This is a genomic window from Mariniflexile maritimum, assembly GCF_009746565.1.
Taxonomy (GTDB): Bacteria; Bacteroidota; Bacteroidia; order Flavobacteriales; family Flavobacteriaceae; genus Mariniflexile; species Mariniflexile maritimum.
Window position 1 is genome coordinate 1 of the sequence record NZ_WRPN01000006.1, and the last position, 15,123, is coordinate 15,123.

The 15,123-nt window shown below is 37.5% G+C and carries 11 protein-coding genes; 9 read left to right on the forward strand and 2 right to left on the reverse strand.

What is annotated here, in order from left to right; all coding sequences use genetic code 11:
* Positions 1 to 155: 155 nt before the first annotated feature.
* Complete coding sequence (locus GQO80_RS09430) at positions 156 to 605, reverse strand: hypothetical protein (RefSeq protein WP_157208114.1); 450 nt, start codon at positions 603 to 605, stop codon at positions 156 to 158.
* Positions 606 to 693: 88 nt separating this feature from the next.
* Here GQO80_RS09430 and rsgA point away from each other — a divergent pair, with 88 nt between their 5' ends.
* The 6 genes from rsgA (at position 694) to GQO80_RS09460 (ending at position 7,563) form a co-directional block, all read left to right on the forward strand.
* Complete coding sequence (gene rsgA / locus GQO80_RS09435; protein ID WP_157208115.1) at positions 694 to 1,638, forward strand: ribosome small subunit-dependent GTPase A; 945 nt, start codon at positions 694 to 696, stop codon at positions 1,636 to 1,638.
* 127 nt (positions 1,639 to 1,765) lie between these two features.
* Entirely contained in the window at positions 1,766 to 2,218 is a 453-nt protein-coding gene (gene dtd, locus GQO80_RS09440) for a D-aminoacyl-tRNA deacylase (RefSeq protein WP_157208116.1), read from the forward strand.
* 79 nt (positions 2,219 to 2,297) lie between these two features.
* Complete coding sequence (locus GQO80_RS09445) at positions 2,298 to 2,624, forward strand: nucleotide pyrophosphohydrolase (RefSeq protein ID WP_157208117.1); 327 nt, start codon at positions 2,298 to 2,300, stop codon at positions 2,622 to 2,624.
* A 95-nt stretch (positions 2,625 to 2,719) separates the two neighbouring features.
* On the forward strand, positions 2,720 to 3,976 hold the full coding sequence (locus GQO80_RS09450; protein ID WP_157208118.1) for a 3-phosphoshikimate 1-carboxyvinyltransferase: 1,257 nt from the start codon (positions 2,720 to 2,722) through the stop codon (positions 3,974 to 3,976).
* A gap of 114 nt (positions 3,977 to 4,090) precedes the next feature.
* Positions 4,091 to 5,140: a tRNA preQ1(34) S-adenosylmethionine ribosyltransferase-isomerase QueA gene (gene queA / locus GQO80_RS09455; RefSeq protein ID WP_157208119.1), complete on the forward strand. Its 1,050-nt coding sequence runs from the start codon at positions 4,091 to 4,093 to the stop codon at positions 5,138 to 5,140.
* 200 nt (positions 5,141 to 5,340) lie between these two features.
* Positions 5,341 to 7,563 carry a S9 family peptidase gene (locus tag GQO80_RS09460; protein ID WP_232333146.1) on the forward strand — a complete coding sequence of 741 codons (2,223 nt, stop codon included), beginning with the start codon at positions 5,341 to 5,343 and terminating at the stop codon, positions 7,561 to 7,563.
* A 211-nt stretch (positions 7,564 to 7,774) separates the two neighbouring features.
* Here GQO80_RS09460 and GQO80_RS09465 read toward each other — a convergent pair whose 3' ends face one another.
* A complete protein-coding gene (locus tag GQO80_RS09465; RefSeq protein ID WP_198037753.1) occupies positions 7,775 to 8,707 on the reverse strand; it encodes a helix-turn-helix domain-containing protein in 933 nt (310 codons plus the stop codon).
* A gap of 204 nt (positions 8,708 to 8,911) precedes the next feature.
* Between GQO80_RS09465 and GQO80_RS09470 the strand changes: the two genes are divergently transcribed.
* From GQO80_RS09470 to GQO80_RS09480, 3 genes are all read left to right on the forward strand, one after another.
* A complete protein-coding gene (locus GQO80_RS09470; RefSeq protein ID WP_157208120.1) occupies positions 8,912 to 9,991 on the forward strand; it encodes a Gfo/Idh/MocA family protein in 1,080 nt (359 codons plus the stop codon).
* 316 nt (positions 9,992 to 10,307) lie between these two features.
* Positions 10,308 to 12,815, forward strand: a complete 2,508-nt coding sequence (locus tag GQO80_RS09475; RefSeq protein ID WP_157208121.1) for a right-handed parallel beta-helix repeat-containing protein — start codon at positions 10,308 to 10,310, stop codon at positions 12,813 to 12,815.
* A 29-nt stretch (positions 12,816 to 12,844) separates the two neighbouring features.
* On the forward strand, positions 12,845 to 15,109 hold the full coding sequence (locus GQO80_RS09480) for a glycoside hydrolase family 31 protein (RefSeq protein ID WP_157208122.1): 2,265 nt from the start codon (positions 12,845 to 12,847) through the stop codon (positions 15,107 to 15,109).
* The last annotated feature ends 14 nt before the right edge of the window (positions 15,110 to 15,123 follow it).

The window sequence follows — 15,123 nt, forward strand, 5'->3', positions numbered from 1 at the left end:
GTTTTGTCAATGGTATGTATGGGATAATTTCCAATTCTATCGTATCTTTGTCAAGTACTGTGTACATAATGGGTTGCTTTTGAATATTTTACGTGTGGTAACGCAAATATCGGCAACCCTTTTATTTTTTCTGTGAAAAGTTTAAATCACTTCTATTATTTATTTCGTTTAAAAATATATCGCGTTATAAAAATACCTTGTGCATCGTCTTTTCCGGCATCACTTTCTACCGCGCTGGAAACAAAGGCCAACTCCCAGCCTTCAGCAACCATGGTGTTTATTTTTGATGTAATAACAGCGTCGTTGGCAGCAATGTTCTGAAAACGAATACCGGCAATATTGTAAAAATTCAGCAGTTTGGTCTCGTCAAAATCCTTAACGCGAATCTCGCCCCGATCCGATTTGTTTCTACTGTTGTCATCATCGGTCTGTGTTGTTGTGTAATCCTTAAAGTTTTTCTCCTCATTGGCGCTAATAATCCGTGAACGCCCTAAGCCACTGGGTACAATCGATTCTACGCTGGTAATAACTTTGTATTCAACCTGTGCTTTTGCATCCATAAAGGCTAACGATACAAGAGCCATGCACACTACTAATTTTTTCATTTGGTATGGTTTTAAATTTATGTTACTAATATACTATTTTTCTTTAATTGAAAAGTTGTTAATTTGTAGTATAATAGTTAATTGATTAATGACAGGACTCGTTTATAAATCTACCGGAAGTTGGTACACCGTTAAAACCCCTTTGGGCGACACTTACGAGTGCCGTATAAAAGGGAAATTCCGTTTAAAAGGTATTAAAAGCACCAACCCCATTGCGGTAGGCGATTACGTGGATTTTGAGTTGGAAACCGATAACAATCAAGTGTCGGGAGTTATTCACAACATCCACGATAGAACCAATTATATTGTTCGTAAATCGGTTAATCTATCAAAACAAACCCATGTCATCGCCGCCAATATCGACCAGGTTTTTTTAATGATAACCATTAACAATCCACCTACGCTTACCAGTTTTATCGATCGGTTTTTGGTAACTTCCAATGCCTATTCCATAAATACCATTTTGTTGTTCAATAAAATGGATACCTACACTAAAGAAATGCTTAACGAGGTAAAGTATTTGGCACACGTTTACAGAAAAATTGGGTACGAATGTATTGGAGTTTCGGCCACTACGGGTAAAAATGTAGATAAGGTAAAAACATTGATGCACGATAAAGTGAGCATGTTTTCAGGACATTCGGGCGTGGGTAAATCAACACTTGTAAACGCTTTAGAGCCTACTTTAAACCTTAAAACCAAAGCCATTTCAACCCAACACATGCAAGGGCAGCACACCACAACCTTTGCAGAGATGTTCGATTTAAGTTTTGGCGGTAAAATTATTGACACCCCGGGCATTAAAGGTTTTGGTGTGGTTGATATGGGTAAAGAAGAAGTTGGCGATTATTTCCCTGAAATTTTTAAATTAAAACAAGATTGTAAGTTCAATAATTGTTTGCACATCCACGAGCCCAATTGCGCTGTTAAAAAAGCGTTGGATGCCGATGAACTGGCATTTTCGCGCTATCGAAGTTATGTGCAAATCGTGGAAGGTGATGATGAACATTACAGAACGGATGATTGGGAATAAATGCCCCATTGCACTGAGTATATTTCACCAAAGGAAAAAACTTACTAAAATGTAAGGTTGATTAATTACTTGAAAAGATAAAATAATAGTACAAAACAAAAAGTTCCACTCGTAGATTTAGGGGTTTATGAAAGTAGTCATACAAAGAGTTTTAAAAGCAAGCGTTACCATTGAAGGCGAAATGGTTGCATCTATTTCAAACGGATTGTTGGTGCTTTTGGGCGTTGTTGATGATGATTCGCAGGAAGATATAAGCTGGTTGTCAAGCAAAACGGTAAACCTTCGCATTTTTGAAGATGAAAATAATGTAATGAATAAATCGCTGTTGGAGGTAAATGGCGAAATTTTGGTGGTTAGCCAATTTACGCTGCATGCCGCCACCAAAAAAGGCAACCGCCCCAGTTATATAAAAGCAGCAAAACCAGAGGTTGCCATTCCGCTTTATGAAACATTTATAAAGCAACTTGAGACCGATTTGGGCAAACCCGTGCAAACCGGTCAATTTGGTACCGATATGAAAGTAGCATTAATAAATGATGGCCCGGTAACCATCATCATCGATTCAAAAAATAAGGAATGAGTAATATAATTTTCTAAATTAATCATTAATAATTTTATCCTTTTGCAAATATTGGATGACTTAATTTAAACTTGTAAACATGAACATACAAAACGCCCAACAAGAAGTCGATAACTGGATAAAAAACCACGGCGTTCGTTATTTTAACGAACTTACCAACATGGCGCAACTTACCGAAGAAGTTGGCGAGGTAGCCCGCATTATTGCCCGCAGGTATGGCGAACAAAGCGAAAAGGAAAGCGATAAAAATAAAGACCTGGGCGAAGAATTGGCCGATGTGCTATTTGTAGTGCTGTGTTTGGCAAACCAAACCGGCGTTGACTTGCAAAAAGCCTTCGATAAAAAATTGGATTTAAAAACCAAGCGCGACCACGATAGGCACCATAATAATGAGAAATTAAAATGATATTTAACCCTTTCAGGGTTTTAAACCCTGAAAGGGTTGTGGATAAAAAATCTCTGTGTATCTTTACGCCTTTCTGTGAATGTCCTTGAAATAAAATGAATCTACTTTTAAAAACCTCCACTTTAAATAGAAAGTCACAAATCACCATAACGGGTTCAAAATCTGAAACCAACAGGTTATTATTGTTGCAAGCACTTTACCCGTCAATTGCCTTGGAAAACGTTTCGGATTCTGATGACAGTGTGTTGATGACCAGTGCTTTAAATTCAAATTCTGATATTATTGACATCCACCACGCTGGTACCGCCATGCGATTCTTAACGGCCTATTTTTCAGTTCAAGAAGGGCGAGAAATTACGCTAACAGGTTCAAAACGGATGAAGGAACGCCCTATTCAAATTTTGGTTGAAGCGTTAAAACAATTAGGTGCAGATATTCGTTATGTTGAAAACGAAGGGTTTCCACCCATAAAAATAAAGGGCAAAAAACTCACCAACAATAAGGTGTCGCTACAAGCAAACGTAAGCAGCCAGTACATTTCTGCGTTGTTGCTTATTGCCCCAAAGCTTGAAAACGGACTGGAATTAACACTTGAAGGCGAAATAACTTCGGTGCCCTATATAAAAATGACCTTAAGTTTGTTAGAAGAAATTGGTGTTGAAACCTCCTTTATCGAAAATGCAATTACGGTAAAACCAAACAACAAAACCCTAAAAACCAACACCTTAACTGTGGAATCCGATTGGTCTTCGGCATCCTATTATTTCAGTATGGTGGCATTAAGTGATGCTGGAACGGAAATAACACTTTCGTCTTACAAAGAAAATTCCTTACAGGGCGATTCTGCATTAGTAGAAATATACAAACATTTTGGGGTTGAAACAACCTTTGAAAACCATTCGATAATTCTCAAAAAATCGCAATCCGTCAATCAAAAATCGTTAAATGCAAATCTTCAATCGTCTCCCGATATTGCCCAAACCATAGCCGTAACCTGTTTCGCTTTGGGAATAGCTTGCGATTTAACAGGACTTCACACCTTAAAAATTAAAGAAACCGACCGGTTAGTGGCGTTAAAAACCGAAATTGAAAAATTGGGCGGAAGCGTTGATATTACAGACAAATCGCTGCACTTAAAACCCAATACACTTTTTCAACCAGGTGCGGGCTCCCTTGCTTCTGGGTGCCCAAACGAGGCAATCGCTACCTACAACGACCATAGAATGGCCATGGCGTTTGCGCCCTTAGCACTTAAAACACCTATTGCTATTGAAGATGCCGAAGTGGTTTCAAAATCATATCCAACGTTTTGGAGCGACCTAGAACGCATCGGTTTTAAAATAAGTAAATAATAATCATCCATTTACTTGACAACCCCTATCTGCACATTGTATATTTGCAGCCGTTTATAATTTTAAGCATTGGTTTTAAACTCATAAACAATAAACCCATAAACTTATTTATACATGAAGTTATCACACTTTGGTTTTCACCTACCAGAAGAATTATTAGCAGAATATCCAGCAGAAAACAGAGACGAATCGCGTTTAATGGTTTTAGACAGAAAAAAGCAAACCATCGAACACAAAATGTTTAAGGATATTATCGATTATTTTAATGAAGATGATGTTTTAATATTGAACAACACCAAAGTATTTCCTGCCAGATTATACGGAAACAAAGAAAAAACGGGGGCGCGAATTGAAGTGTTTCTATTAAGGGAATTAAACGAAGAACAGCGCCTGTGGGACGTTCTGGTCGATCCGGCACGAAAAATACGAATAGGCAACAAACTGTACTTTGGCGACGATGATACCTTAGTTGCCGAGGTAATAGACAATACAACTTCCAGGGGGCGTACCCTACGTTTTTTATACGATGGGTCGTATAAGGAATTCCGCCGAAAACTAAACGAATTGGGCGAAACACCGCTTCCAAAATATATTAAGCGCGAAGTTCAACCTGAAGATGAAGAGCGATACCAAACCATTTACGCAAAAAATGAAGGGGCCGTAGCAGCACCAACCGCAGGTCTCCATTTTTCAAAACATTTATTGAAACGTTTGGAAATTAAGGGCGTAAAGTTTGCCGAAGTAACCTTGCACGTTGGTTTGGGCACTTTTAACCCCGTTGAGGTTGAAGATCTTTCAAAACACAAAATGGATAGCGAAGAGCTTAAAATTGACGAAAAAGCAGTAGCCATTGTAAACAAGGGCATCCAAAACAAAAAGCGCGTTTGCGCCGTTGGAACCACCGCAATGCGCGCTATTGAAAGTTCGGTATCTTCAAATGGGCAGTTAAACGAAATTGAAGGATGGACCAACAAATTTATTTTTCCTCCATACGATTTCAGTATCGCCAACTGCATGATTACCAATTTCCATACGCCAAAATCAACCTTGTTAATGATGGTTTCTGCGTTTGCGGGACATGATTTTATTAAAAAGGCCTACGAAGAAGCCGTAAAGGAAAAATACAAGTTTTACAGTTATGGCGATGCGATGCTTATTATTTAATTTGCCACCTTCATAAAAAATAAAATTTAAAGGCCTTGTTTTACAGGGCTTTTTTTATGGTGTTATTTTACAGTAATGTGAACAGCATTGTTAAAAAAAACGTCGGTTAAACCTATCCTAAAACGGCTTCCAACTTAAAATAAATTATTAAATTGAAAAACTTTTATAAGTTACTTTTTAACCTGTCAAAACTCACGTTTATGCGTATTTCAAATTTTGGTTTCCAAGGGCTTCTTAAGCAAAAAGCCTTTTACTTTTTTTCTTTTTTTATGTTGGTATCCTGCCTGGTATTTTCCCAAGGCAGTTTTATGTGGTCCAAAGATGGCAATGCTTATTACCGCATACAAAACGGTAATATTATGCTTTACACCTTGCCTGCAAACGATTCGAGAATTTTAATTTCAAAAGAACAATTAACGCCTTCAGGCAGTAGCGTACCATTGGATGTTAGCTATTTTAAGATTTCCGATGATGAAAAAAAGGTATTGCTCTTCACCAATACCCAAAAGGTGTGGCGATTAAATACCAGGGGCGATTACTGGGTTTTAAATTTAGGTACCGGCACATTGCAACAACTAGGAAAGTCGTTGCCCGAAGCGTCGCTTATGTTTGCCAAAATTTCGCCCGATAGCAACCAAGTTGCCTATGTGAGCGAAAATAATTTGTATGTTGAAGATTTAAAAACCGCAACAATTAAACCGCTTACATTTGATGGTTCTACTACGTTAATTAATGGTACGTTCGATTGGGTTTATGAGGAAGAATTTGCATGTCGCGACGGTTTTCGTTGGAGTCCGGATAGCAAATCGATTGCCTATTGGCAAATTAACGCCAGCGACATCAAAAAGTTTTACATGATCAATAATACCGATGCCATATATTCTGAAATTATACCCATAGAATATCCCAAAGTGGGCGAATCTCCTTCTGCTTGTAAAGTAGGAACCGTAACGATTGCCGATGCTAAAACTACATGGATGAACATTCCGGGTGATGCGCGCCAACATTATTTGGTGCGTATGGAGTTTATCCCATCAACCAAAAAATTATTGATTCAGCAGTTAAACCGAAAACAAAACGAGAGTAAATTATTTGTTGCTGAACCTAATACAGGAACTTCAAAAATGATATATGAAGAAATAGATGCTGCTTGGGTGGATGTTTATGATGAAGGTTATAAATACGATGTTTATTTTACCAATAAATACAACTGGCTAAATAACGGAAAAAGTATTTTATGGGCTACCGAAAAAGATGGTTGGCGCCATTTATATAATGTGTCTTTGGAGAATGGCAAGGAACAGCTTATTACAAAAGGCGACTATGATTTTACCGATTTAAAATTGGTTGATACCAAAGGAGGGGCTGTGTATTTTATGGCATCTCCCAGTAATGCAACGCAAAGTTACCTGTATAAAACCAGCCTCGACGGAAAAGGAACGTTAAAATTAATAAGCCCGAAAGCATTACAAGGCACACACGATTATAACGTATCGCCCACCGGAACTTACGCAATTCATAGTTTTTCAAATCATTTCACAAAAAACGCTTCAGAATTAATTTCGTTTTCAGACCATAAGCCTATTGACGAGGCGAAAGGGATACAAGCAAATATTTCCAAACTAGAAGAAAAACCTAAAGTAGAATTTTTTAAAGTGAAAACCGCCGATGGTATTGAAATGGATGGATGGATGGTAAAACCAACAAATTTTGATCCTTCAAAAAAATACCCCTTAGTGTTTTATGTGTATAGCGAACCTGCAACAGCAACCGTTACCGATACTTACGGCATTGGCAGCAACAGGCTTTATAGCGGTAACATGGCAGATGATGGGTATGTTTATGTTTCATTGGATAATCGTGGCACGCCGGCACCCAAAGGGCGCGCATGGCGCAAAAGTATTTATAGAAATATTGGCATCATCAATATTAAAGATCAAGCCATGGCAGCAAAAGAAATTTTGAAATGGGGGTTTATAGACCCTACCCGTGTTGCCGTTTGGGGCTGGAGCGGTGGCGGAGCAGCTACCTTAAATTTAATGTTTCAGTATCCAGAAATATACAAAACGGGCATTGCCATTGCCGCAGTTACCAATCAATTAACCTACGATAACATTTATCAAGAACGCTACATGGGTTTACCACAAGAAAACAGGGCCGATTTTGTAAACGGGTCGCCCATAACCTACGCCAAAAACCTTGAGGGAAACTTACTCTACATTCACGGAACGGGCGATGATAACGTACACTACCAAAACGCCGAATTGTTGGTTAATGAATTGGTAAAACACAACAAACAATTCCAGTTTATGCCCTATCCAAACCGCACGCATAGTATAAGGGAAGGCGAAGGCACTAACCAGCATTTGCGAACCTTATTTACCAATTATTTAAAAAAATATTGTCCGCCCGGAGCTAAATAAAAACGATGGGTAAAGGTTTGATGTTGCATTTATTACTTGAACTTCCATTTAAAAAAAATGCAAATAGGATATAATACAGAACATCAAACTAAAATTTTGGAGTACTATCTTTAGAATGATACATTAACAACAGAAAGAGCAATGGAAAATTAGAAAAGCCATAATTTTGAATAAAAACCACTAAAAGTTAATTGCAATAGCGCTGAGTTGTTTAATTTGAGTTTTTATATTTAACTGGGCTTATGCCAATACGTTGTGAAAACGTTGAATTGAAATGTTGTAATGATGAAAACCCGCAGGCATAAGCAATATCGGGCATTGTGAACTCATTTTTTTGCATCATCTCAATGGCTTTTTCTATTTTTAGATTTATTATAAAACTGTTGGGGGGATAGCCGGTAAGTTTTTTCACTTCGTAGGTAAATTTGGTTTTGCCCATTCCAAACATATAGGCCAAATCATCAATGATCCATTTTTTGTTCAGGTCGTTAGTCACTATTTGGGTTAATTTCCCAATAAAGTTGTCTTCTTCGTCATTTTTTTGGGCTCTTAGGGCAAGAGATCGGTACAGGTCAATAAATAAGTTTTCAATAATATTCCCAACCATAATTTCAAAACCTTCATCTTGGTTTAAGAGTTCTTTTTCCAATTCTGAAAAATATTTCTTAAATACTTTGGCTTTTTCAATAACTATATGCTGTTGTTGGGTTATCAAATAGCCTAATTTTTTTTGGAATTTTTTTGATAATTTGGTCCACGAGCCTAATTTGAGTTCCGAGTCCAATTCATAGGTCTCCGGTTTAATTACAATCCAGTTTATTTGTCCAATATCCATTTTCCCCATAGGGCTTCCGTTCAATTGCCAAGGTGCTGTAACCGATAAATTGTCTGGTAAAAGTTCAATTTCTTTTTCTTCAACAACCCAATTGTATTTGCCGCTAATTACAAAATGGATTTCAATACCGTCGTTCAAATGCGGGCGCATAGTATCGTCCATTCGTACTTTAGAGAATTTCATGCTTCCAAATTGCCTTATATATGGCAAGTTTTTTAAAGGGCCCAAATTATCTTTATGCCACCAAATGCCATGATTTCCGGTTTTGTTTTTTTTGGTGAACATATTTTTTTTAGTTGGATTTTCCATATTGAAGTTTTAAAAAGGGAATACAAATATAAATTATAGCTCACATTTTATTAAAGCAATAGTATTTATAAAATTGACCATCGTTTAAAAATAACATATTTATAGTATAAAAAAGTAAATATTAGCTACCAATTTAAAAAAGGTATTATTTGGACATATAGATTTATAGGAAAAATTATATGTTTTAAAAATTGGATTCACAATATGTTGAAATTAGCGATACTAGGTTTGGGAGAAGGGCGTAGCACCATGTCTGCAGCTTTACAAAGTAAAAAAATTCATTTGGTAAAAGTTTGCGATATCAATGAAGAACTCTGCAAACAAAGGGCCAAGGAATTTGATTTTTACCCATATACAACAAATTATGATGAATTGTTGAAAGATAATTCCATCGATATTATAGCCATTTATACGCCCGACCATTTACACGCCGAACATGTTAAACTGGCATTATTGCATGGAAAACACGTGGTTTGCACCAAACCTTTTATTGACGATTTAACAAAGGCCAAAGAACTGATAACCTTGTGCGAACAAACAGGAAAAAAGGTTTTTATAGGACAAAGCTCGCGGTTTTCCGAACCCATGAAAAAGCAAAGAAAGGAATTTGAGGAAGGCGTTATAGGTAATTTAATTACTATCGAAGCACATTACCACGCAGACAACCGTTGGTTTCTGGCCAAGGAATGGTCATTATTAAAATCTTTTAAGTGGCTTTATGGTGGTTTAAGTCATCCTGTAGATTTTATTAGATGGTATTTACCAGATATTGAAGAGGTTATGGGCTATGGAATGATAAGTACAAACGGCCAAGAGGCTGGTTTAAAGAACGAGGACACTATGCACTTTATTTTTAAGGCTAAAGATGGGCGCGTGGCTCGGGTAAGCGGTGTTTATTCATCACCAACACAACCTACCAAAAGAGATAGCACGTTAACTTGTGTGCTCCGCGGTATGCATGGGGCTAGTCAGGCAGATTATCATGAGTTGCGCTACTCGGTTACTAGCAAGGAAGGGGAAGAAAAAATAATATATTGGGGTGATGAAAAGCTTAAATACTACTACCGTTTTGAAGGGCAAAGCCATCATGCGGGCGAGTACCAGAATTATCTTGAATATTTTGTTGATAGCATTGAACAAAATTTCACAGCTTACCCAAACATGTTGGAAGGTATCGGCACGGTAGCTCTTCTTCAAGCAATGGATCGAGCACTAAAAACCGGAAAACCCGTTAAAATAGAAGCTATTAAATCGGAATACGGAATACAATCGTGCGTTTTTTAAAACGAAAAAAGCTGTCATGTACATTTCTTTTAGTTGGAAATCAATCCGCCTAAACGATATGCTTTGGGCTTAAAACATGGTTTGTGCGCTTCAAAAACCATTTATAAAATTGACCATCGCTTGAAAATACCATTGTTTTATTAATAAATTGTAAATATTAGCTATCTTTTAACAAGTGTTTTAAGGCTAATTGTTAAAAATCTATTGAAAACAAATTTAGTTTTACTTAATTTACTATTGAGGTTGGTTGCTTAGTTTTAACAAATCTCAAAAAAAAAGTGTTAAGGGTTAAATTGAATAAAGCAGAAACAAAAAAATGAAAGATACCAACAGTACAAAAATTGCACTATTTTTCATGGCTATTATTATGGCATTTTCATGTAATGCCACTGAAATTTGGGTTGGCAACCATGGGAACGATACCAATTTAGGAACAAAGGAAAGTCCGCTCGCAACACTAAATATGGCCATAAGAAAAGCTAGGGAACTGCGCCGACTAAACGATCCCTCAATAAAAGATGGCATCCATATTATATTGATGGACGGAATTTTTTATTTAGATGAGCCGGTTTTTATAAGGCCTGAAGATTCTGGAACTCCTGAAAGCCCAACAATTATTGAAGCAGAATTTAATGCAAAACCCATTTTAAATGGGGGCGTACAAATAAATGGATGGAAAAAATATGAAGGAAACATACATGGTTTAAAGGCAGGAACGGTTTGGGTTGCCGATGCACCTAAAAAGGCAGGAAAAATTATTGATTACAGGCAATTATGGGTAAACGGAAAAAAGGCCATTAGGGCAAAAAGCACTTCGGGCACTAAGATGGAACGAATTTTATCTTGGGATAAAAACTCTGAAACCTGTTGGATTCCATTTAAAGATAAATCCATCGTATTCCAACCCGGCATGGAAATGTTCATTGTGCAGTGGTGGGCCATTGCCAACCTTCGTATTAAGGATATTATGGTAAAAGGCGATAGTGCTAAGGTATCTTTTCTTCAACCAGAAAGTAGAATTCAAAGCGAGCATCCGTGGCCGGCACCTTGGATTTCAAAAAATAACGGAAATTCAGCGTTCTTTCTAAATAATGGCATGTCCATGCTGAACGAACCCGGGGAGTGGTATCTAAACCATGATAACGGAAAAATTTACTATTATCCACGTGCAGGTGAAGATATAAATTCGGTTAAAGTAATGGCACCTGTACTGGAAAATTTACTTGAAATTAAAGGCAATGCCGATTTTCCTGTGAAACACATATCCTTTAAAGGCATTTCCTTTGAATATGCCAATTGGCTTCGGCCCTCTCAAAATGGCCACGTGCCCTTGCAAACGGGCATGTATTTATTGGATGCCTATAAATTAAAAATACCAGGAACGCTCGACAAGGCCAGTTTGGAAAATCAGGCGTGGGTTGGACGTCCCAGAGCAGCTGTTGAGGTGAATTTTGCCAATAATTTAAAGTTTGAAGCATGTAATTTTCAACATTTAGCATCCACCGGATTAGACTTGAATAAGGGCACGAACCACAATACCATTATTGGTAATTTATTTAAGGATATTGGGGGAACTGCCATTAATGTAGGCGTGTTTTCCGATGAATCTTTTGAAGCCCATTTACCCTATAATCCTAAAGATGAACGCGATGTTTGCTCTAATGAAGTGATTACCGATAATTTAATAACCAATGTAGCAAATGAAGATTGGGGTACGGTTGGAATTGCTGCCGGATTTGTAAAAAACATAACCATTGCACACAATGAAATTTCCGATGTTTCATACACAGGTATTAGTTTAGGTTGGGGCTGGACGCCATCATCAAGCGTTATGCGCAACAATAAAATAACCGCGAATAAAATTCATCACTATGCAAAACATTTGCACGATGTAGCGGGCATTTACACATTGTCATCGCAACCCAACAGTAGCATTGAAGAGAACTATATCAATAACGTTTATCACAGTCCGTATGCACACGATCCGTATTTATGGCTTTATTTATATACCGATGAAGGGTCTTCGTTTTTTTCGGTAAAAAACAACTGGATTCCAGTAGAAAAAATATTGAAAAACAACAATGGCCCTGGCAATGTTTGGGAACATAACAGTCCGTATGTAGATGAAGCGATTAAAAAAAATGCGGGTATTAGAAATCCTTATAAATATTTAGAAAATGAGGTGGTAATCGATAAAAATTGGCAACTACAGGAACTGCCCGAAAATGCGGTTATTGAATTGGTAGGAACCGATTTTGATATGGCTGCAATTGCGAAATTGGTTAAAAGTTTCCGAATTATCAATCAAGGATTTTACCAATGGGAAAACCACTTGGTGATTTATGGAAAAATGAACAGTGTTGAAAAATTAAAAAACCGGTTGGCACTGCTTTGCCCACAGGCTGAAGTAAAAAGTTACCAAAACCCAGTTTATAATTTTACCAAATTTGAAAGATGTGAAAATTCAAAACCCGCACAAGAGTGGGATGATTTTATTTTAACGGCCAATTTGGTGGCAGATGAAAAACTTCAGCAAGCGTATTTAGACCATCACAAAACCCAGTTCCAGAAATGGCCAGAAGTTGCACAAGGTTTTTGCAATGCCAATTTTCAACAATTACAAGTGTTTAAAAATGGCCGCCAGTTAATGTTGGTAATAAGTGTTCCTAAAGGTGCCAGTTTGGATGAATTAAATCCGAAAACAACCGAAAACAATCCACGTGTTATTGAATGGAATGCATTGATGAAAAAATACCAAACAGGTATTGAAGGTACAAAACCAAACGAAACATGGGTGTTTTTTAATAAGCTAGACCCTAATTAACCTCACTTGTAGCAAGATTTATTAAACTGATGAAACAAACCAACCATCAATTTTTCGATTTCTTAGATTTTAATACCAACCTGCCTTTGGATGCAGAGGTTTCCAGACTTTGGAAAGCCTGCAAGCCAATCGATATTTTTGAAAATGGTCTTGGTGTTGCCTTAACGGTACCATTTCAATGCCAATTACCATCCAATGATATCGCGCCAGATATGGCAATTCCTCGAAAAAATTATTGTATTTCCCTGCGTGCTTTAGGTGAAAAAATAATGAGGATTAGCATTGGTTTTGATACTGAAATAGCTGAAACCTCTGCAATGTTGGAAATAGCTGATGATATTCAAGAAATAAAATTGAATATCCACAAATCATCTGAAAAATGGAAAGTTATAGACGTTAATGGCACTTTACGAGCCGTTTTCGATTTGTCAAATCCTGAAATTGACCATTGGAGCGATTTGTTACCGGCACCTCAAGAATCGATGCAAGCCATTTTTTATCCCGATGGAAAAAAAGCGGTAACGGTAAGTGCCTACGACCAGTTTTTTCCAGCCAGAATGGATGCCATGTGTTTGTCGTTTATTGAAAAAAACGATGTGCCAACCAAAGCATCTATTTCATTTCATGCCAAGCCGGACGAAAAATTTGTTGGTACAGGCGAACGATTTTCAAAAATGGATTTATCTGGGCATACGTTTCAACTAAAAAATCAAGATGGCCAAGGCGTAAACAACAAACGAACCTATAAAAACATTCCGTTTTATTTATCGAGCGAAATGTATGGGCTGTTTTTGCATACCTCAACTTATAGCAAGTTTTCAATGGCCGATTTTTCTACAAGATCCGTTCAATTATTGGTAGAAGAACCTGTTTTGGACATTTTTTTGATTGGTGAAGATTCGCCTGAAAAAATCATTCATCAATATAAAAATTTAACGGGTTTCCCAAGCGTGCCGCCATTATGGAGTTATGGTATCTGGATGAGCCGAATGACCTATTTTTCTGAAGACGAAGTAAATGAAATTTGTGATAGGTTACGAGTAGAAGATTTTCCGTGCGATGTCATTCATTTAGATACCGGATGGTTTAAAACCGATTGGCTATGTGAATGGAAATTCAACTCAGAACGTTTTCCATACCCCACACGATTTGTTTCAAACTTAAAAAAGAATGGGTACCGTGTAAGTTTATGGCAAATGCCCTATATTTCAGAACATGCTGAACAATATGAGGAAGCCAAAACGAACAATTATATAGGCGCCCTAAATGAACAGACGGTGCAAGGCGGCTCCAACTTTAGTAATTTGGATTATGCGGGCACTATTGATTTTACCTATCCGAAAGCAGTAAATTGGTACAAAAATTTGTTGCGTGAGCTATTGGATATGGGGGTTGCCTGTATTAAAACCGACTTTGGCGAGGAAATCCATTTAGACGCCAATTACCATACTATGACCTCAGAATCGCTGAATAATCTGTATGCGCTATTATACCAAAAAGCAGTTTTTGAAGTAACAAAAGAAGTAACGGGCGATGGTTTAATTTGGGCAAGGGCAGGTTGGGCAGGTTGCCAGCGCTATCCCATTCATTGGGGCGGCGATGCCGCAGCGTCTTGGGATGGAATGGCGGGTTCGCTAAAAGGAGGCCTCCATTTAGGATTGTCTGGTTTTGGTTTTTGGAGTCATGATGTGCCTGGGTTTCATGGTGTGCCAGATTTTATGAATTCGGTAATTCCAGACAATTTATATGTGCGTTGGACGCAATTCGGTGTTTTTACATCCCATATTCGTTACCATGGTACTTCAAAACGTGAACCGTATTACTATCCAAATATTGCTTCTACTATTAGAAAATGGTGGAAACTTCGCTATGCGCTGCTTCCGTACATTATCGCGCAAGGAGAAAAAACAACCTATACAGGATTTCCTGTACTGCGCGCATTGTTGATGCACCATCCAGAAGATAATATGTGTTGGCATTTAGACAATCAATATTATTTTGGAGACGATTTTTTAGTTGCTCCAATGATGAATTCTGAAAACAAAAGAGATGTGTACTTGCCAAAGGGAAACTGGATCCATTTTTTCACTGGTGAAGCATTTGAAGGCGAAAAATGGTTAAGAAACTTTGGGGCAACTATGGAAGATATGCCTGTTTGGGTTAAAGAAGGGGCTGAAATTCCTCTTTATCCAGAAGCTGTAAACTGTACCGATGATATGGATTTTAAAAAAACCAGCATCATTAAAATCGACGCTAGCTTTAAGGGTATCTGGAAACTTCTCCATTTCATTTAACAACAAAACCAAAA